This is a genomic window from Sorangium sp. So ce281 (assembly GCF_051527395.1).
Classification (GTDB): domain Bacteria; phylum Myxococcota_A; class Polyangia; order Polyangiales; family Polyangiaceae; genus Sorangium; species Sorangium cellulosum_B.
In genome coordinates this window covers 631,177-650,299 of sequence record NZ_CP150322.1, presented here as the reverse complement: position 1 = coordinate 650,299, position 19,123 = coordinate 631,177, and the positions used below count along the sequence as shown (strand labels likewise).

12 protein-coding genes are annotated in these 19,123 nt (G+C 72.9%); 4 read left to right on the top strand and 8 right to left on the bottom strand.

Annotated features, from left to right (window positions below):
* Window positions 1-59 precede the first annotated feature (59 nt).
* The 3 genes from WMF27_RS02350 to WMF27_RS02340 form a co-directional block, all read right to left on the bottom strand.
* On the bottom strand, window positions 60-1,598 hold the full coding sequence (locus WMF27_RS02350) for a PLP-dependent aminotransferase family protein (protein WP_437761888.1): 1,539 nt from the start codon (window positions 1,596-1,598) through the stop codon (window positions 60-62).
* A 79-nt stretch (window positions 1,599-1,677) separates the two neighbouring features.
* Window positions 1,678-2,844 (bottom strand): hypothetical protein, encoded by a 1,167-nt coding sequence (locus WMF27_RS02345; protein WP_437943741.1) that lies wholly within the window; start codon window positions 2,842-2,844, stop codon window positions 1,678-1,680.
* A gap of 341 nt (window positions 2,845-3,185) precedes the next feature.
* Entirely contained in the window at window positions 3,186-3,710 is a 525-nt protein-coding gene (locus WMF27_RS02340; protein WP_437761889.1) for a hypothetical protein, read from the bottom strand.
* Window positions 3,711-4,177: 467 nt separating this feature from the next.
* Between WMF27_RS02340 and WMF27_RS02335 the strand changes: the two genes are divergently transcribed.
* Both WMF27_RS02335 and WMF27_RS02330 read left to right on the top strand, forming a co-directional pair.
* Window positions 4,178-8,143 carry a serine/threonine-protein kinase gene (locus WMF27_RS02335; RefSeq protein WP_437761890.1) on the top strand — a complete coding sequence of 1,322 codons (3,966 nt, stop codon included), beginning with the start codon at window positions 4,178-4,180 and terminating at the stop codon, window positions 8,141-8,143.
* Window positions 8,144-9,386: 1,243 nt separating this feature from the next.
* Window positions 9,387-10,388, top strand: coding sequence for a squalene/phytoene synthase family protein (locus tag WMF27_RS02330; protein WP_437761891.1), 1,002 nt, complete (start codon window positions 9,387-9,389; stop codon window positions 10,386-10,388).
* Here the strand turns inward: WMF27_RS02330 and WMF27_RS02325 are convergent.
* The 5 genes from WMF27_RS02325 to WMF27_RS02305 form a co-directional block, all read right to left on the bottom strand.
* Window positions 10,376-10,744, bottom strand: coding sequence for a response regulator (locus WMF27_RS02325; RefSeq protein WP_012233064.1), 369 nt, complete (start codon window positions 10,742-10,744; stop codon window positions 10,376-10,378). The two genes, WMF27_RS02330 and WMF27_RS02325, sit on opposite strands and share 13 nt — an antisense overlap.
* Window positions 10,741-12,885, bottom strand: coding sequence for a HAMP domain-containing sensor histidine kinase (locus WMF27_RS02320; RefSeq protein ID WP_437761892.1), 2,145 nt, complete (start codon window positions 12,883-12,885; stop codon window positions 10,741-10,743). Before WMF27_RS02320 ends, WMF27_RS02325 begins: the two co-directional genes overlap by 4 nt.
* A 285-nt stretch (window positions 12,886-13,170) precedes the next feature.
* Entirely contained in the window at window positions 13,171-13,881 is a 711-nt protein-coding gene (locus WMF27_RS02315; protein ID WP_437761893.1) for a glycosyltransferase family 2 protein, read from the bottom strand.
* A 95-nt stretch (window positions 13,882-13,976) separates the two neighbouring features.
* On the bottom strand, window positions 13,977-14,414 hold the full coding sequence (locus WMF27_RS02310) for a rhodanese-like domain-containing protein (RefSeq protein ID WP_437761894.1): 438 nt from the start codon (window positions 14,412-14,414) through the stop codon (window positions 13,977-13,979).
* A 33-nt stretch (window positions 14,415-14,447) separates the two neighbouring features.
* Window positions 14,448-15,671, bottom strand: a complete 1,224-nt coding sequence (locus WMF27_RS02305) for a DUF1015 domain-containing protein (RefSeq protein WP_437761895.1) — start codon at window positions 15,669-15,671, stop codon at window positions 14,448-14,450.
* Between the two features lie 232 nt (window positions 15,672-15,903).
* Here WMF27_RS02305 and WMF27_RS02300 point away from each other — a divergent pair, with 232 nt between their 5' ends.
* Together WMF27_RS02300 and WMF27_RS02295 are read left to right on the top strand one after the other, a co-directional pair.
* Window positions 15,904-17,562, top strand: coding sequence for a helix-turn-helix domain-containing protein (locus WMF27_RS02300; RefSeq protein ID WP_437761896.1), 1,659 nt, complete (start codon window positions 15,904-15,906; stop codon window positions 17,560-17,562).
* A complete protein-coding gene (locus WMF27_RS02295; RefSeq protein WP_437761897.1) occupies window positions 17,555-19,120 on the top strand; it encodes an ArnT family glycosyltransferase in 1,566 nt (521 codons plus the stop codon). Before WMF27_RS02300 ends, WMF27_RS02295 begins: the two co-directional genes overlap by 8 nt.
* Window positions 19,121-19,123 lie beyond the last annotated feature (3 nt).

The following is a 19,123-nucleotide window of genomic DNA, read 5'->3' as shown; positions in this document are numbered from 1 at the left end:
GCGCCGGGCGAGCGCGAGATCCACTTCGTCCCGATCGGCTGGATCCACGTGCGGGGCGCTCAGCGCTGGCGCAGCGCGGCCTTCAGCCGCCGGACGCCCTCGGCGATCTCGTCCTCGGGCAAAGCCGCGTAGCCGAGCAGCAGGGCTCCCCGTCCGGCGGAGCGCGTGCGAAGCTCGGACAGCGCGACGCACCGCACGCCGCTCGCCGCCGCGCGCTCGGCCGCAGCGCCGTCCGCGCGCCCGGTAGGCAGCCAGCCGAGGAGGTGCATGCCGGCGGGCGCCGGGCCGACCTCGAGCAGCCCCGACAGCTCTCGCTCCGCCGCCGCGACCAGCGCGGCCTGGCGCCGCTCGTACAGCACGCGCATGCGGCGCACGTGGCGCGCGAAGTGGCCCTCGATCATGAAATCGGCCAGGACCGCCTGCTCCAGCGAGGGCGACGACACATCGGCCAGCGCCTTGGCCGCGACGAACGCGTCGACCAGCCCCTCCGGCACCACGAGGTAGCCGAGCCGCAGCGACGGCGAGAGCACCTTGCTGAATGTCCCCGCGTAGATCACCCGCGCGCCCGGCGACAGGCCCTGAAGGGCGGCGAGCGGCCGGCCCGCGTAGCGGAACTCGCTGTCGTAGTCGTCCTCGAAAACCCAGCCGCTCGACGACCTCGCCCAGTCGAGGAGCGCGCGTCGGCGCTCGAGGCTCATCGTCACGCCCAGCGGGAACTGGTGCGCCGGCGTCACGACGGCGAGCCGCGCCGAGCGCGATCGCCGGACGGCCGTCGCCACGTCGAGCCCCTCGCTGTCCACCGGGACCGGCACCGGCGTCGCCCCGGCCGCGATCAGGGCGCTGCGCGCCGCGGTGTAGCCCGGATCCTCGACCCAGACCGGATCGCCGGGATCGAGCAGCACCTCGGCAGCGAGCGAGATCGCCTGCTGGGCGCCGCTGACCACGATGACCTCGTCCGGCGTGCACCGCACGCCCCTCGCGGTGACGAGGTAGTCGGTGATCGCCCGGCGCAGCGGCGCGTACCCCTGCGGCTCGCAGCGCGTCAGGAGCGCCTGCCACGAGCGGTCCCAGCGCCGGCTCATCAGCCGGCCCCAGGCGGCGGCAGGGAAGGCGTCGAACGCGGGCACGCCCACCTGGAACGCCCAGCCGGCAGGACCGCGCGGCGCGGTGGCGCGCAGGAACGGCGACGCCGCACCCGCCACGAGCGCGCCGCGCCGCGAGAGGGAAGCGCCATCCAGCGAGGGCGCTGGCTGCGGCTCGGAGCTCGGCCGGGCGAGCAGGACGCGCTCCGGCGGCGCGTCGGCGACGTACGTCCCGGAGCCGATCCGGCCGCGCAGGTACCCCTCCGAGAGGAGCTGCGCGTACGCGCCGAGCACCGTGTTGCGCGACAGGCTGAGGTGCGCCGCGAGCGCCCGGGTCGACGGCAGCTTGCTCCCGGACCGCAGCCGCCCGGCGACGATCGCCCCGCGCACCGCCTCGTAAACCTGCCGGTGGAGCGGGGCGCTCGACGCCGGATCGAGCACCACAGCCGCCACCGCGCCCGCGGGCGGAGAGGTCCGCCGCGGCCGCTTCGCCGAGGTCTTCCGCGTCAACGACACGCTCTCCGACGCCTCGGAGGAGGGTCGGGGGAGGGCTCGCCGGGCGGCCCGCGCCGCCCGCCCCTCCCGCCGGGGCGCGTCAGTGCGCCCCGATCTTCGCGCCCGCGCTCGCGCGGGCCGACGCCGACGCCTTGAAGCTCGGCTTGGGGATCGAGATCTTCGGCGCCTTGATCTGCACGTTCACGCTCGGCGGCGTCACGCGGACGCTCGGCGCCTTGACGTGCACGTTGGCCTTCGCGTTGGCCTTGGCAGCGGCGCCGGCCCCCGCGTGAACGTGGACCTTCGGGTCGATGTCGGCCTTCGCCTTCAGGTCGGCTTGCGCGAGGGCGTGGACGTGCGCGTCCCAGTCCGTCTTCACGCGCACCTTCACCCGCGGGGCGCGCGCGTGGACGGCGAACGCCGCCCCGGCCCGGTAGCCGCACAGGGCCACCGCCGAGCGACCCGCGTTCCGCACCGCGATGGTCAGCTTCAGCGGATCGGCGGCGAGCGCGAGCTTGCCGGTCAGGTACGCCCCCGCGGTCACCCCCGCGGCCGCGGTCGCGGCCACGTCCGCGGTCGCGACCGCCGGAGCGAGGACGACGACCTGCGGCGCCTCGGCCACCACGCCGAGCGTGATCTTGCGCTCGCCGATGTCGATGGGCTTCAGGTCGGCGTCGAGCACATAGACGCGGACCTCGCCGCTCACCTCGTCGACCAGGAGCTCGAGGCGGTCGTCGCCCACGATCTCGATGCGCCCGCCGTGCGGGCCGAGCTTGCCCTCCGGCAGCCCGAGCTCCGCCGACGCCTTGGCGTTGGCGAAGAGCTCGGCCGTGCCGCCGGCGGGCACGTGCAGCGTCCCGTTCCACGGCTTGCCGGCGACGTTGAGCGTGTAGCCGATCTCGGTGAGATCCGCCTCCAGCTTGGGGCCGGCGGCGACCAGGAGGCCGGTCTTCGCGTCGAGCGTGAGCGGCACCGTCTTCTCCCCCGAAGCGTCCTTCCACACCAGCGTGCCGCTGACGTCCTCGCGGATCGGCTTGCCGTCCGGACCCGTGACCGCGGCCTTGACGTTCCCGTCGGCAGCGACATTGAAGGCGGCCTTGCCGCTCTCGTGCTCCTCGACGTAGGCGCCTTCGCCGATCGCCGACTCGGCGGTGGCGGTCACCTCGACCGTCGCGTTCGCCTCAGCCGGCTGCTCGCCCTTGCCGCAAGCAGCCGCGGCGGCGATCAGCAGCAGGGCGAGCACTCCGGAAACCTTGGTGATCTTCATGAAATCCTCCTCTGTACCAGCGAACCCTCGGCGCGAGCCGCGACTTCGCTTGAGCCGAGACGCCGAGGCCTGAACCTCCCCGGGCGCGCCGGCTGCGGAGCCCATCATACGCCGAGATGCCCTGAAAGGCGCGGACGAGCACGAATATCGGTAGGAATCAAAAGATCCAGGGAAACAGAGGTAGGACAATGGCACTCACGGCCGCCAAGCGGCCGTGTCGTGCCTACCGGCGATTCGTTCAGGCAGCGAGCCGTGCGTCCACGTTGAGCGCGATGATCGATGATCGATCGCCGATGATCGGTGGCCGATGATCGGTGGCCGCCCGCGCCCCGGCGCCGTGTTCAGGGGCTCTCGGCGCCCTGATCTCCGCCCATGTCCAGGATCTGCGGGCACTTGCGCGCCACCGCGTCACACTCCGGAGGAGCCGCCTCGAGCGAGCTCAGCGCCGAGTCGCACGTGAGCGCCCGGACCCGCTGCGTCTGGGCGAGCAGGCAGACCTCGTACTCGGCCACCGTGGCGGAGCAGCCGGCGCGGTGCTCGGTCGGAGGCATGCAATCCGCCGCGTGGTCGTCCTGATCCGCGGCCGCCTCGTCGGCCGTGGAGAGGCACTCGTCCTTCACCGTGCTGCACGGCTGCCCGACGGCGGGAGACGCGACGAGCCCCAGGTACTCACAGGCATCTTCCTTGGAGAGCTTCACCCTCGCCGCGAGCGAATCGCAGGCGGATTGGACATCATCGGCCGTCAGATCCCTGAGCTGCTTGGAGCTCACGGCGCTGTCCGTCGGGGCGGAATCTGCGCCTTCGCCGCCGCACGCGGCGAGGGACAGGACGGTCAACAAGGCCCCGAGATGAGTCGAATGCTTCATTCGTTGGTTCCCTTTCTAAGTGCGGCCGCCAGCGCGGGCCGTGAGCGCACCGGGAGCAAACCGTGTACCGCGAGCTCAGCTGTGCACGATGGGATCGCACGGCGCGGTCGAAGCTCGATGAAACGGGACAACGACATCGGAGATGTCGAATCCACCAAGCGGGGAAAGCAGGCGATCCCCGGCGGTCCGCGCGCCGCGAGAGAACCGAGACGTCCCCGCCCGAGCGCCGCGCGAGCCACGCTCCGCTGCCTGATGTGTAGTCGCCTGTCGGTGCGGCAGCCCCGCCGCGCGGCGTTCGTGCGATGAGCTGGCCTCCACACAGACCTGTTGTACGGTCGGCCGCGCCGTGACATCATCGCGCGCCGTAGGGTGGATGTACTCAGCTCCAGCGTGGATGTCGGGAAACCGCTTTTGACCTACCACCTGGGGCGAATCCAGGCCCGGGCCAAGGCTGCGTCGGCCCCTCGATGATCACGACGCCGAGCTCGGGACAGGCCAGGCACCCCCCGGATGTCCCGGTGTCCATCGGGCCGTGGCGGGTGCTCGCGCCGCTCGGCCGCGGCGGGATGGGGGTCGTCTACCGCGCGCAGCACAGCGTCACGGGCGCGCTCGCGGCGCTGAAGACCGTCTGCGTGGGCGACGAGAGCCTCGTCTCCAGCATCCGCCGCGAGATCCACGCGCTCCGGGGCGTCGAGCACCCGGGCGTCGTGCGGGTGCTCGACGAGGGGGTCCAGGGCGGGATCCCGTGGTACGCGATGGAGCTGATCGAGGGGCGCACGCTCCGCGATCACAACCAGGAGCGCTGGCGCGCCCGCGGGAGCGTGAGCAGCGAGCCGACCGTGAGCGTCTCCACGGCCATGAACGCGCAGGCCAGCACCGCGACGGCGGAGATCGCGCCCGCGTCGATCATCCCGCGCTCGTACCAGCCCTTCGCGCCGCGGCCGTTCCACCGCGCGGCGGGCGGCGCGCTCCGCCAGGCGCTGACGCTCCTCCGCGCGATCTGCCGGCCGCTCGCGTACGTCCACGGCCGGGGCCTGGTCCACCGCGATCTCAAGCCCGACAACGTGTTCATCCGCCCGGACGGCACGCCGGTGCTCTTCGACTTCGGCCTCGCCTTCCAGTTCGAGGGGCACACCGGGCGCGACGTGCTCCAGGCGGGCGGCAGGCTGATGGGCAGCCCCGACTACATGTCCCCCGAGCAGATCCGCGGCGACCTCGTCGACGCGCGCGCGGACCTCTACGCGCTCGGCTGCATGATCTACGAGGCCGTGACCGGGGGCGTCCCGTTCCTCGGCGACTCGAGCTCCGTCGTGCTGTCCATGCACCTCTACGCCGAGCCGCTCCCGGCCTCCGAGCTCGTCGCCGACGTGCCTCCCGCGCTCGACGCCATCATCGCGCGGCTCCTGAAGAAGCGCCCCGAGGACCGGCTCGGCTACGCCGACGAGGTCGCGACCGCCCTCGCCGAGCTCGGCGCGGCCGACACGCCGCCGCGCGACTGGAGCGGCACGGCGCGCGCGCGGGTGCGCGTGCGCGTGCCGAACGCGCAGCCGTACCTGTACCGGCCGCGCCTCGCCGGGCGCGGGGAGGCGCTGCAGCAGATCACCGCGGCGCTCGAGCGCGCCCACGAGCAGCGCCAGGGCAGCCTCGTCGTCGTCGGCGGCGAGAGCGGCGTGGGCAAGACGCGCCTCGCCGTCGAGGCGGCGCACCAGGCGGCGCTCAACCGCATGGCCGTGGTCACGGGCGCGTGCGCGGCCGTGTCCGCCGAGGTCGAGCGCGAGGGCGCGGTCAAGGCCGCGCCGCTGCACCCGTTCCGCCCGCTGCTGCTCGCGGTGGCCGACCGGTGCAACGAGCTCGGCCCCGCGGGCTACGACGCGCTGCTCGGCCCGCGCGGCAGGGTCCTCGCGCCGCACGAGCCGTCGCTCGCCCAGCTCCACGGCCACGACCGCTACCCCGAGCCGCCCGAGCTGCCGCCGGACGCGGCCCGCTACCGGCTGCGGACCGCGCTCGCCGACACGCTCGCCGCGTTCGCCGCGACGCGGCCCGTCCTGCTCGTGCTCGACGACCTCCAGTGGGCCGACGAGAACTCGCGCGCCGTCCTCGAGCACCTCGACGCCGACTACTTCGCGGCCCATCCCGTCGTCCTCCTGTGCGCTTACCGGACCGAGGAGACGTCGCCCGCGCTCTCCTCGCTCCTCGGCGCCCCCTGGGCCTCGCGGCTCGAGCTCGGGCGGCTCGACCGCGGCTCGGTCGGGCGGATGGTGCGCGACATGCTCGCCCTGGACGAGCCGCCGGAGGCGTTCGTGCAGTACCTCTTCGAGCAGTCGGAGGGGAACCCGTTCTTCATCGCCGAGTACCTCCGGGCCGCGATCCAGGAGCGGGTGATCTACCGGGACGAGGCCTACGCGTGGCGGATCCGCGCGGGCGCCGAGGGCGCCGCCGCAGAGCGGCTCGCCCGCGCCGCGCGCGAGAGCCAGCCGCCCGCGCCGCTGCCGCTGCCGGGCTCGCTGCGCGAGCTCGTGGCGCGCCGGCTGTCGGGGCTGAGCCGGGAGGCGCTCGCGCTCGCGCGGCTCGCCTCGGTGCTGGGCCGCGAGCTCGAGGAGCGCCTGCTGCTCGGCGCCGCGGGCCTCGCCGAGGTCGACGCCATGGACGCGGTCGCGGAGCTCGCCCGCCGCCACGTGCTCGAGGAGACGGATCCGGGGCGGCTCGGCTTCGTGCACGACAAGCTGCGGGAGATCGTCTACGCGGGCATCCCCGAACCGGAGCGGCGTGCCCTGCACGCCGCCGCCGCGCGCGCAATCGAGCAGCGCCACCGCGACGCGCCGGGCCTCGCGCTGTCGTACCCGCTCCTCGCCCACCACTATGGAATCGCGGGCGCCGTCCAGAAGACGCTGGAGTACCTCGACAAGGCGGGCGCCCAGGCCCTCGCGACGGGCGCCTCCGGCGACGCGGTGGATTTTTACAAGAGGGCGCTCGACCTCGACGGCGCTCACCCGCCGGAGGAGCGCGCGCCGCCGCTCCGGCGCGCGCGCTGGGAGCGGCGGCTCGGCCAGGCGCACTACAACCTCGGCGATCTGCTCGGCGCGGAGCGGCACTGCGCGGCGGCGCTGGAGCTGCTCTGCCGGGACGAGGCCGCGTGGCTCCGCGCGGGGGAGCGCGCGGCGAGCGGCCGCGCGGGCCTCGGGCAGCGGCTGCGCCCGGCGATGGCCTCGCTGAAGCAGCTCGGCCTGCAGCTCGCGCACGTCGCTGGCCTGCCGGCCCCGGTCGCGCGCGACGCGGCCGAGCGCGAGCGCCTCGCCGAGGCGTCGCTCGCGGCGGAGAAGCTGTCGGAGACCTACCTGTTCCGCAACGAGCCGACGCTCGCCTTCCTGGCCGCGCTGGCGGCGACCAACGCCGCGGCGCGGCTCGGCCCGTCGCTCGCGCTCGCGCGCGGGTACGCGACCCTGAGCGTCGCGTTCGGGTACGTCCCGTGGAAGGCCGTCGTCGACGCGTACGCCGCGCGCGCGACGGCGGTCGCCGCGGCGCTCGACGACCCGCAAGGCGTCGCGTTCGTCTCGTGCCTGCGCGGGCTGACGGCGCTCGGCGAGGGCCGGTGCCGCGACGCGCGGGCGCTGCTCACCCAGGCCGAGCGGCTGGCCGATGCGCTGCACGACCGCCGCCGCAAGGAGGAGTGCATCACGCTGCTCGCCGGCGTGGCGTACTCCGAGGGCCGCTGGAGGGAGGCGCTCGACCTGTACGGCGCGCTCGTGATCGCGTCGCGCGAGAGCGACAACGCGCAGGGCCACATCTGGGCGGAGAGCGGGCGCGCGCAGTGCCGGCTGCTGCTCGGCGACGGCGAGGGCGCGATCGCCATCTTCGACGCGCTGTCGGCCGAGGTGCAGCGGCTCGGCGACCGCACGCAGCAGATCACGCACGGCCAGGTCGCGCTGGGGCACCTGCTCCGCGGCGCGCAGGGCGAGGCCCGCGCGGCCGCCGAGCGGACGCTCCCCATGCTCCGCGAGGGACAGCCGGCGGGCTACCACTGCCTGTACGGCTATGCGGCGGCGTGCGAGGTGCTGCTCGCGCTGCTCGAGGGCGCGCCTGGCCCGGCGGAGCGGCGCGAGCTCTCGCGCCTCTCTGCGGAGGCATGCCGCGCGCTCGGCCGGTACGCGCGCATCTTCCCCCTCGGCCGCTCGACCTCGCTCCGCCTGCGCGGCCTCGCCGCGTGGCTCGCCGGCGGCCACGCGCGCGCGAGGCGGCTCTGGGCCGCGGCGATCGCCGACGCCCTGCAGCGCGGCCTGCCCGTCGAGGAGGCGCGCGCCCGCTTCGAGCTCGCGCGGCACCTCCCGCGCCGCGAGCCGGAGCGCGAGCGCCAGATCGCGCGCGCCGCCGCGGTCTTCTCCGCGCTCGATCTCCAGTACTGGCGCGACCGGGTGGCCCGGCTGCACGAGCGCTAGGACCTCGCGTCCCGGACGAAGAACACAAAAAAAGAGCGCCCATTCGACGGCGGGGGGGGGAAGCCGTCACGGGCGCTCTGCCCTTCAGCTTTAGCAAGACACGGGCCAAGGGCCCGACCTTGCTCGATTCATGGAGTTGACCTTAAGGATGCTCCTGACGTCTTTCGAACCTGAGGTTCTGGATTGCAGGTCTGAACACGATGGCCGCGCGGGGACGCGGCTCGATCCGGCGAAGCTCGGAGACGAGAGATGTGATGTCCGGGCGCGGATAGAGCACAGGCATCCTCCAGTGTGAGCGCCCGTCGCATGATCGGTGAGGTCGGCGCTACAGGGAGCGCTCTGGTCACCGTGGCGGCGGGTGAGATCCGCCCGGAGCACCTCACCCGTGCGCCGGCGGCGCGGCGGCGGCGGTGAGCCGTATCACCGCGTCAGGAGCCCGCTCCGGGGAGCACCGCCTCGATCGTCCACGTCCCCCTGCGACAGAGCGGTGGACGAGGCTCCCCAGGGCCTCTCCTCGAGTCCATCGCCTCTGTCTGGAGCGGACGCCACGCGGGCGCGCCGAGCGCGGATGATCGCTTTGGACCGTGGTCACAACCACAGATCGGGGCCGTTCACCGCAGCACGCACGGCGCGATGACAACCGCTGAATTCCCCCTCTCACGAGCGCGTCTAGCATCGCGTCCGATCGCGAATCGGAGCGTTCCCGTCGCGCCGCTCACCGAGGCAGACCGAGCAGAGAAAGCGGCTCGCCCCCGGCGCTCACCCGCCGTCACGTGAGGCGCAGAGGCCATCCGCCAGGAACTCCGGAATAATCCATGTGCCTAGAACACCTGAGCTACCGCCGAGACGGAGCGAGAGGGGGCCGAGACGTCAGGCCATCACTGACGTTATCCGTTGGACAATGTATCGACCCAGGGTATACACCGACGATCATTGACGGCATGTTCCCAACACACCGGCAAAACACACAGGGAATCCATGCATTATCTCCGGCGCCCGTGCCCTGGACGACGAATTTCCGCGTCGACTGGGAGACGATAAGGCCTCATAAAGGAAGGCGAACAGGCGTCACCGCGCATCTCTCGGAGGATCGGAAAGTTCTACACGGTAGAGCGCCACCATTCATCACCGGCGCAGGCGCCCCAAGCAAACAGGGTGAGCTACGTCCATAATCGCCAGTGACCGCGCGAAGCCAGGGCGACACACCGGCGACAAGCACGTTCAACGTGCGGCACTCGACATCGTGAAACCTACTCAACACATCTCCTCTCGACCGCCCTACCCGCCCGCTGCCGCACCGGCATCGGAGCGGACTCCCTACCAGCCGATCTCGGCGATCGTCGGCTCATCGCACTATCGGGCCCTGTCGGACGACGCGTTGAAAGACGAGGACAACGCCGCGTGGGTGCTCGGCCTCGCGCCCGACGTGAAGCGGGCGTGGCTCGACCGCATCCGCTGGATCCGGATCGTCGATCGCCTCGCCGAGAACGAGCGCATCGAGCCCCACGCGCGGCGGTTCAGCCGCTTCATGGTGGCGTGGAGGCGCGTCCGTTCCTGCGGCTTCGTCGATCCGTGCTGCCCCTTCGCGCGCGAGCTCTCTGCCATCCACGCGCTGTGGCTCCGCCGCCCCGCGCTCGATCCTCCCGACCCGGACGAGATGCAACCGCGCTCGCTCGCCGCCTGGGACGCCTACTTGCTCGCCCTCGCCGACTACCACGCTCCCAGCCTGCTCATCCGCACCCTGAAGGAGCACGACACGATGCTGGTGCGGCTGTCAGGCCATATCTTTCAGCTGGTTCCGTTCCTGACGAAGGAGCACTGGGGCGCTGCCGGGGAGTTCGGCCGGCTCGATCAGTTCTTCAACAACCTGAGGGACATGCAGGAGGACGCCGATCGCGGCATCTGCTACCTGCCCGAGGAGGAGCTCGCGCGCCACGGGGTCACGCGCGCTCAGGTGATCTCCGGGCGGTGCGTCGACACGCCCGGATACCAGGCCCTGATGCGGTACTGGCTCGATGAGGTCATGCCAGCGCTCTACGCGCGGGCGGCGCCGTTCATCGAGGCGCGCGGCCTCCACCCCTCGCTCCAGATCATGAGGGAGTGGAGCCTGCGCCGTTATGCCCGCATCACACGGGTGTTCCGCGCGACCGGCTTCGATCACCGCCGGTTCCCCGCGCGGTACTGGGCCGAGGTGCGGCGCGACCTCGCCGAGCGGCGGCAGCTCCTCCGCGCTCACCCCGTGTAACGCCTCACCGTCGAGAGGAGCGCGTCCGGCTCGAACGGCTTGCCGAGCCACGCGTCCGCGCCGACCTCGGCCGCCCGCCGGTGCGCGTCCGCCGCGGCGGTGAGCACGACGATGGGCGCCTGACGCCCGTGCCGGACCTCGAGCTCGCGCGCGAACTCCGGGCCGTTCATCACCGGCATCTTCATGTCGAGCAGGATGAGATCCGGCAGGTCGTGCTCCAGCTTGGCCAGCGCCTCGCGACCGTTGCACGCGATCTTGACCCGGTAGCCGTCCTCCTGGAGCACGAGGGAGACGAGCGCCACGAGATCCGCGTCGTCCTCCACGAGGAGCACCGTCTTTGCGTGTCTGTCGCTCATCGTCGATCGGCCACGGGGGCCTCGCTGCTGAGTGGAAGGGTGAAATAGAACGTGCTGCCGCTGTCCTCCTCGCTCTCGAACCAGATACGACCGCCGTGGCGGGTGATCATGTCCTTCGCAAGGAACAGCCCTATCCCCATGCCGCCGTAGTCGTGTCGCGTGTCCGTGTGCGCGCGGAAGAAGCGCTCGAAGATCCGCTCCTGCCTGTGGGCGGGGATGCCGACGCCCTGGTCGCGCACGGACACGACCGCCTCGAAGCGCGGCGCCGCGCCGTGCCGCTGCGAGAAGAGCGCGGCGTCGCAGGAGGACGGCGGCGACGACGCCGGCGCGCGCTCGGCGACGGCGACGGTCACCTCGACGTCGCCGCCGTCGGGCGAGTACTTCACCGCGTTGTCGAGGAGGCTCGCGAGCACCTGGCGCAGCCGCTCCGGATCGGCGCGCACGACGGGCGGCCGCTCGGCGTCGAGCGACAGCCGCACCCGGTGGCGGCTCGCCGACTTCGCGACGCGATCGACCGACTCCTGCACGAGCTCCTTCAGATCGACGTCCTCCTCGGAGACCTGGAGCACGTCGAGCGTGACCTGCGAGATGGCCAGGAGATCGTCGACGATGCGGTTGATCCTGTCCGCGCCGCGGTCGATGGCCTCCAGCATCTTGCGGCGCGGCGCCGGCAGATCGTTCGTGTTGCGCAGGAGCGCGAGCGCGTATCCCTTCATGATCGCGACCGGCGTCTTGAGCTCGTGCGCGCCGACCCGGATGAACTGATCCTTGACGAGATCGAGCTCCATGAGCTCCGTCACGTCGCGGGCGACCGCGACCGCGCCGAGGACCGCCCCGCCCTCGCTGCGGATCGGCGCCGCGCTGGTCCTCAGGAAGACGTCGCGGCCCGCGCGGCCTTCCGCGAGCACCTGCTCTTCCTGCACGATGGTCTCGCCGGCGAGCGCCCGCACCATGGGCAGCTCGTCGCGCGTGAAGGCGCGGCCGTCGCTGTGGCGCATCCGGCCGAGGTCCATCACCTCCTCGACCATCCGGCCGGCCTGCTCCGAGCGGCCCGAGAGGCCGAGCAGCCTGAGCCCCGAGGCGTTGATCATCGTCAGCCGGCCCTGGCGGTCGCACGCGAACACCCCCTCGACGAGGTTGTCCAGCACGGCCCCGAGCTGCGCCGCGCGCTGCGCCGCGTCCTGCAGCAGGCGCTCGCGCTCCGCCAGGTAGCTCCGCGTGCGCCGGGACGACTCCTCCAGGCGATCGACCATCGCGTTGACGCCGCCCGCCAGCGCGCCGATCTCGTCCTTGAAATAGATCGGGATCCGCTCCAGCCGGTCGACCTCGCCGCGCTGGACGATCTTCTGGATGACCGCGGCGACCTGCTGGAGCGGGCCCGCGAGGGCGCCGGCGAGGAAGCCCGCGCAGACGGGCGCCCAGGTGACCGCGACCATCGAGAAGATCGCCAGGGTGAGCTTCAGGCCGGGCTTGGCCGGCCCCGCCGTCTCGCCGAGCACCATCGCCGCCATCCAGCTCGTCGGCGCGATGGCGAGGCAGGCGCCGAGGATCACGAGGCGGACGGCGAGCGAGTACCCCTTGCCGGGCATGGAGAGGCCGCGCTCGCGCGCGATGAGCGAGATCACGCCGGCGGCGGGGGCGAGCAGGCGGCCGAGGATGCTGTAGGCGAGCGGCAGCGCGGCCGCGAACAGGGCCAGCGCGAACAGGGCCAGCGCGACGCCGCGCTGGACGCCGAGGGGGCTCTGGTCCGGCGCGATGAGGTAGAGCGCCATCGTGACCGGCAGGTACAGGAGCCCCCACGACACGGCCCAGACCGTCGCGAACGCGAGCGGGGTGTCGTAGGCGGCGTTCGCCGCGGCGAGGACGACCTCCTCCGGGGGCGCCGCGCCGCCGCTGCTCGTGTCCTCGACGCCCGCGCCGCTCTGGAGGCGATGGGCCACGGCGTACTGCCGCAGGCGCTCGATCGGGCGCAGCATGTGGACGAGCAGCGCGATCAGCCCCCCGGTCTTGACGAGGTACATGAGCCCGATCAGCCCGAGCAGCCGCGCCTGGACCGCCGAATCCACGACGCCGAGGAGGCGCAGGTGAGCGACCGGGACAAGCAGGCTGTACGGCAGCTCGATGCCGAATGCATAGGCCACGACCCGAGGCGTGAACGACAGAGTCCGCGACCTCCCCGGATTCCAGATTCTAGCCCAGGCGGCTCGGCTGATGGCCACGTCCGTCACCCCCCTTGTTGAAGCATGGCTGCGGGGTCCGCGCCTCTGGGGCCTCTCCGCGCCAAGTTGATGAGTCAGGTCGCCAGGCAGCTTTGCTATGAGACCAACGAGCGAGTTGTCGACCGTTTTGCGCAGCGGCTCATGTCGATTCGCTCGACTCCCACTCACACGTTCCGTCCGGGCGCGGGAGTTCTGCGATTTTCCTGATCAGCTCAGGGCGTGCCTTATGGCGTTCCTGGTGATCAGGAAAAGAATGGTGAGCACGTGGCGCGCGCGCAGGCCGCTCGCCTCACCGCGGTAGACGGGACGCACGCTGACCTCGCAGACGCGGAGCCGGCGAGCCGCGAGGGCGGCGAGCAAGTCGTTCGGATAGCCGTAGCGGGGCCAGAGGCCGTCGAGGTCGAGCGCGTCGATCGCGCGGGCCGAGATGGCGGTGTACCCGCACTGGCTGTCGGAGAGGGCGTCGAGCCCCGCCGCGCGGCGGGTGAGCGCGGCGAGCGCCGCCGTCGCGGCGAGCCGCTGGAGCGGCATGACGCGCCACACGTCGGGGTGGCGCAGCCGATCGCCCTTCACGTAATCGGCTTCGCCCGAGGCGATCGGGGCGACGACGCGCGGGAGATCGCGCGGATCCATCTGCCCGTCGCCGGCCATGACCGCGACGGCCGAGGCGCCGAGGGCGCGAGCGCGCCGGTAGCCAGCGACGATCGCCGCGCCGACGCCGCGGCACTCCGGGTGGACGAGCACCTCGAGGCGCTCGTCCCCGACCGCGCGCGCCATCTCGGCTGTGCCATCTCGACTGGCGTCGTCCACGACGATCACGTGGTCGACAAAGGCGGGGACCGACGCCGCTGCCTCGGAGATCCATCGCGCCTCGTCCCGCGCGGGGATGACCACCGCGACACGCGCACCGTGGAGCACGCGGATTCCTAGCGGAGCGAGCGGCCTCCGGCAACGCGATCGACGCCGCGACGACACGCTCGGCGCCGCGGCGCGAGCCGTGCGCGCCGGACGTATTACCTGCCAGCGCTCTTGCGGAGCTCGGCGTAGGAGCCGCCGGGCGTGGCCGTCTCGACGGGCAGCCCGGCCGGCCCCCACCCCGGCTCGGTGATCGCGCCGAACGCGTCGCGCGGCCCCTCGAAGCCGGCGCGTTGCTCGATGACGGCCGTGTAGCCGGCCGACACCATGGCCTCGGCCGCGCGCATCGAGCGCTGTCCGGACTTGCAGCCCACGATGATCTTCGCGTCGCTGGGATAGAGGGCGCGGACCACATCGAGGAAGTCGGGGTTCTGCTTCATGCCGCCGGCGCCGGCGTGCATGAGCGGCACGTTGTGCGCGCCGCTCGGGTGCCCGGCCGCATACTCGGGCTCGCTCCGAACGTCGAGGTAGAGATACCCCTCCTCGTCGATGAGCTTCTTGGCCTGCTGGGGGGATACACGCTTGATGTCCGCCATGGGGCGCAGTCTACCCCCGGCGCGGCGCGCTCGTCAGAACGTATGAATGAAGAGCCCGCTGCGGAGCTTCGGCTCGAACCACGTGCTCTTCGGCGGCATGAGCAGCCCCGCGTCGCTCACCGCGAAGAGCTCGTCGATCTGCGTGGGATAGAGGTGGATCGCCATCGTGAACGCGCCCGAGTCGACGCATCGCTCGAGCTCGGCGACGCCGCGGATGCCGCCGACGAAATCGACGTGCTTGTCCCGGCGGGGGTCGCTGACGCCGAAGATCGGGCCGAGGATCTGGTCCTGGCAGATGGAGCAGTCGAGCGAGGCCACCGGGTCCTTCGCGTCGAACGACCCCGGGCGGACCCTGGCGGTGTACCAGCGGCCGCCAAGGTAGAGCCCGAAGGTCCGCGGCTCGGCCGGGGTGGCGGCCGCGCCGTCCCTCGCCGGCGCGACGTCGAGCCGCTCGCCGAGGGCCGCGAGCAGCGCCTCCGCGCTGCGGCCGGCGAGGTCCCGCACGACGCGGTTGTAGGGCATGATGTTCATCTGGTCGTGCGGGAAGACCACGGCCAGGAAGACGTCGTGCTCGCCGCCGTCGCCGCGCAGCTTCCTGTGGACGCGCGCCGCCGCGGCGCTGCGGTGGTGGCCATCGGCGACGTAGAGCGTCGGGATCGCCTGGAAGCGCTCCTCGAGGTCGGCGGTCGCCGCGCGGCCGAGGACCCAGAGCTTGTGCCCGACGCCGTCCGCGGTCGTGAAATCGTAGATGGGCGGCGACTGCAAGGCGTCCGCGACGGCGCGGTCGATGCCCGCGTCGGCGCGGTACGTGAGGAACACCGGCTCGTCGTGGGCGCCGAGCTCCTCGATGTGGCGGGTGCGGTCGTCCTCCTTGTCGGGGCGCGTCTTCTCGTGCTTCTTGATGACGTCCTGCTCGTACTCGGCGACCGCGGCGCAGCCGACGACGCCGATCTGCCGGTGATCACCCATCCTCTGGGCGTAGAGGTAGAGGTGCGGCTCCGGGTCCTGCGCGAGGTCGCCGCGCGCGATGAGATCGGCGAGGTTCTGCGCGCCGCGGGCGTAGACGGCGTCGTCGTGCTCGTCCGTCCCCTCGGGCAGGTCGATCTCGGGGCGGGAGACGCGGAGGAAGCTGTGCAGGCCTCCCGCCGCGAGGACGCGCGCCTCGGCGGTCGAGATGACGTCGTACGGCGGGCTCGCGACGCGAGCCACCTGGGCCTGGGGGGGTCGGTAAGCGCGGAAAGGTCGGACGGTAGCCACGGGGAGCGACTAGCCCAGCGGCCTGGGCGCGTCGAGGCGGCTCGCGCGGCGGGAGCTGCGGCGGGGCGGGCAGGCGCGGAGCCCTCGGCGTCGGCCCGGAGCCCCGGCGACGGCGACGCTGATGGCCGCGCGCGGCGCGTGCTAGGAGGGATTCGCGCCGCGAGCCGCTCTCATCCGCTCGCCGCCGCACCATCCCGCCCGCGCGCAGCCGCGCGCCGCACGAAGAGGAACCTTGTCCAGCTCCGGTGAGTCCTACCCTCCGCCGCGCTATTCGACCCTCCCGCCCGGCTCGGCGGACGACGATCTCCCCCTGCCGGGCGAGATCACCTCGTTCTCCAGCTCGCGATCCCGCCGCCTGATCGCCGTGGGGGGCGGCCGCGGGGGCGTCGGCAAGGCGACGCTCGCGGTCAACCTGGGGGTGTACTTCGCGCAGCTCGGGCGCGACGTGATCATCATCGACACCGACGCTTACAGCCCGGGGCTGCACGCCGCGCTGGGGATCGAGGCGCCGCCGCTCGTCACGCGCGAGGACATCGAGGAGGGCAAGGCCGAGCCGATCGCGACCACGGTGCCCGGGCTCCGGCTCGTCCCGACAGCGTACGACCCGATGACGGCCACGCCGCTCCGGCCGAGCCGCGCCGCGTACTGGATAAAGATGATCCAGGAGCTCGACGTCGACTACGTGATCGTCAGCCTCGGCGCGGCGACCGGCTCCTCGACGCTCGACCTCTTCCTGCACGCCGACGTCGGCATCTGCGCCACAACGCCCGAGCCGCTCGCGGTCGAGCACTCCTACCGCTTCTGCCGCGCGCTCTACCAGCGCACCTTGCGCCGGGCGCTCATGAAGGAGCGCTTCAAGATCCGGCTCGTGGAGAAGGTGGCCGCGTCGCTGCCGGCGCTCGCGACGCCGCGCGACTTCATCATGGAGGTGAAGCGGTTCGACGAGGGGGTCGCGTCGCTCGCGGCCGCGCAGCTGCCGCGGGTGAAGCCGCACCTCGTGGTCAGCCAGACCCGGCACCGCTCGGACCTGGAGCTCGGCCCCGCGATGAGCGCCGTCTCGGAGCGCTTCCTCGGCATCTCCCTCGACTACCTCGGGCACATCGAGCACGACGACGCGGTGTGGCTGACCGCGCGCCGGCGCCAGCCGCTCCTCATCGACAGCCCGACGTCGAAGAGCGCGCGCAACCTCGAGCGCGTGGCCCGGCGCATCCTCGCGCTGCTCGCCGCGCGCGACTCCCGCCCGGCCGAGGCGCACGCCCGCGCCCTCGCCGCCGCCTCGAAGAGCGCCGCGCCGCCGACGCTCTACGAGGCGCTCGGCCTCGCGCGGACGGCCGCCGACGACGAGATCCGGCGCGCCTACAAGCGCCAGCGCGACACCTACCGGGAGGGGAGCCTGCCCGTGGTCAGCGTGCTGAGCCCCGCGGTGCTCCAGAGGGAGCAGGCGCGCATCGAGGAGGCGCACGACACCCTCCTCGATCCGGTGCGCCGCCGCGCGTACGATCTCTCGACCTACCCGGACGATCCGCGCACGCAGCTCGGCCCGGTGCGCGCCGAGAACGCCGCCGCCGCGGCCGAGCTCGCCATGCTCCAGGCCGAGCTCGCGCGCGAGATCAACGCCGAGACGCAGTTCAGCGGCGCGCTGCTCCGCAAGGTGCGCGAGTCGCAGGGGGTCGAGCTCACCGACATCTCGCAGCGGACCAAGATCTCGCTGGCGCACCTCCAGGCGATCGAGAACGAGGCGATAGGCGACCTGCCCGCGACCGTCTACGTACATGGATTCGTTCAGGAAATTGCCAAGTACCTGCGGCTCGATCCGGCGCAGGTGGCGAAGACCTACATGCGTCGCCTGCGCGAGATCTCCGCGGGCTCGCGCGCCAAGCCGCATGGCTGAGGCGTCGCGCGGAAGCGACGGGGCGGCGCGGATCGGAGGCGGGCGCGACGGGCGCGGCGCGTGCGGCACATCAGAACGCGCCGGCGGGGATCTCGCGTTCTCGGCGCTCGCGTTCGCGCTCGCGCTGCTGCCGCGGCTCTACGTGGCGATCGCGTGGGCGCGCGAGCCCGTGTGGGACGGCCATTACTACGATTTCGGCGCGCGCCGCATCGCCGCCGGGCTCGGCTACTCGGACGATCTCATCGTCGGGGGCCAGGCGGTCTGGCACCCGTGGTGCCATTATCCGGTCGGCTACAGCGGGTTCCTCGCCCTCGTCTACCGGCTGTTCGGCGCCGGGCCGCACGCGGCGACCGTCGCGAACGCGGTGACCGGCGCGCTGCTCGTCGTCGTGGTCCACCGCCTCGCCCGGTACGCGACCACGCCGGCGCGCGCCCGCGTGGCGGCGCTCCTCGCGGCGCTCTCGCCGGGGCTCATCGTCTATGCGGCGCTCGTCATGACGGAGCCGCTCGCGGCGCTCGGCCTGGTGACGGCGCCCTGGCTGCTCGCGCGCGACGCCGCGCGCGGTCGCCCGGCCCGCGGCGCGGTCCTCGCGGGCGTGGCGCTCGGGCTCTCGGCGCTGGTGCGGCCGCAGAGCCTGCTCTGCGCGCCGGCGCTCGCGCTGCTGGCCATGCGCGGCCCGGCGGCGTCCGCGCCCGGAGGAACGGCGGCGACGGCGACAGGAGGGGCGGCCGCGTGGAAACGCGGCGCGCTCGCGGCGGCGCTCGCGGCCGCGACGGCCCTCGCGGTGGTGGCGCCGTGGACGATCCGCAACTGCCGCGTGATGGACGGCTGCGCGCTCGTCTCGACGAACGGCGGCTGGAACCTCGCCATCGGCGCGTTCCCGCGCGCGACGGGCCGCTTCGAGACGCTGCGCGCGGGCGACGGCTGCCCGATCGCGCGCGGCCAGGTGGCGCAGGACCGCTGCTGGATGGCCGCGGGGCTTCAGTGGATCAAGGAGGATCCCGGTCGCTGGCTGGCCCTGATCCCGAGGAAGCTGGGCTTCACCTTCGATCACGAGTCGTTCCCGATGGGCTATCTCGGCGAGGCGAGCCCTGCGGCGTGGCCCGAGGAGCGGCGCGCGGCGGGGCGCCGCGTGCTCACGGCGTCGCACCTCGCCCTGCTGTCCGCCGCGGCGCTCGGGGTCGTGGCGATGCCGCGGCGGGAGCTCGTCGCGCAGCTCCTCGCGCTCGCGGCGGTGCTCGGGCTCGTCGCGTGGGGGGTGCTCGGCGACGGGCACGCGTTCTGGCCGCTCGCGGTGGCGATCCCGCTGATCGCCGCGCTGCCGCTGCCGGGCCGGCCCGCGAACGGGGGTGTCGTCGGCTACCTGGCGTTCGCGGTCGCGTCGGTGGCGCTGACGCACGCCGTGTTCTTCGGCGAGGACCGGTATCACATGGTCGTGACGCCGGCGCTGTGCATCCTCGCGGCGTGCGCGCTGCGGCGATGCGCCACGAGATCCTCGTGGATCTCTTCAGAAACCGACCTTCCCCCGCCGCCGAGATCCTCGGCGTCACGCTCCTGACCT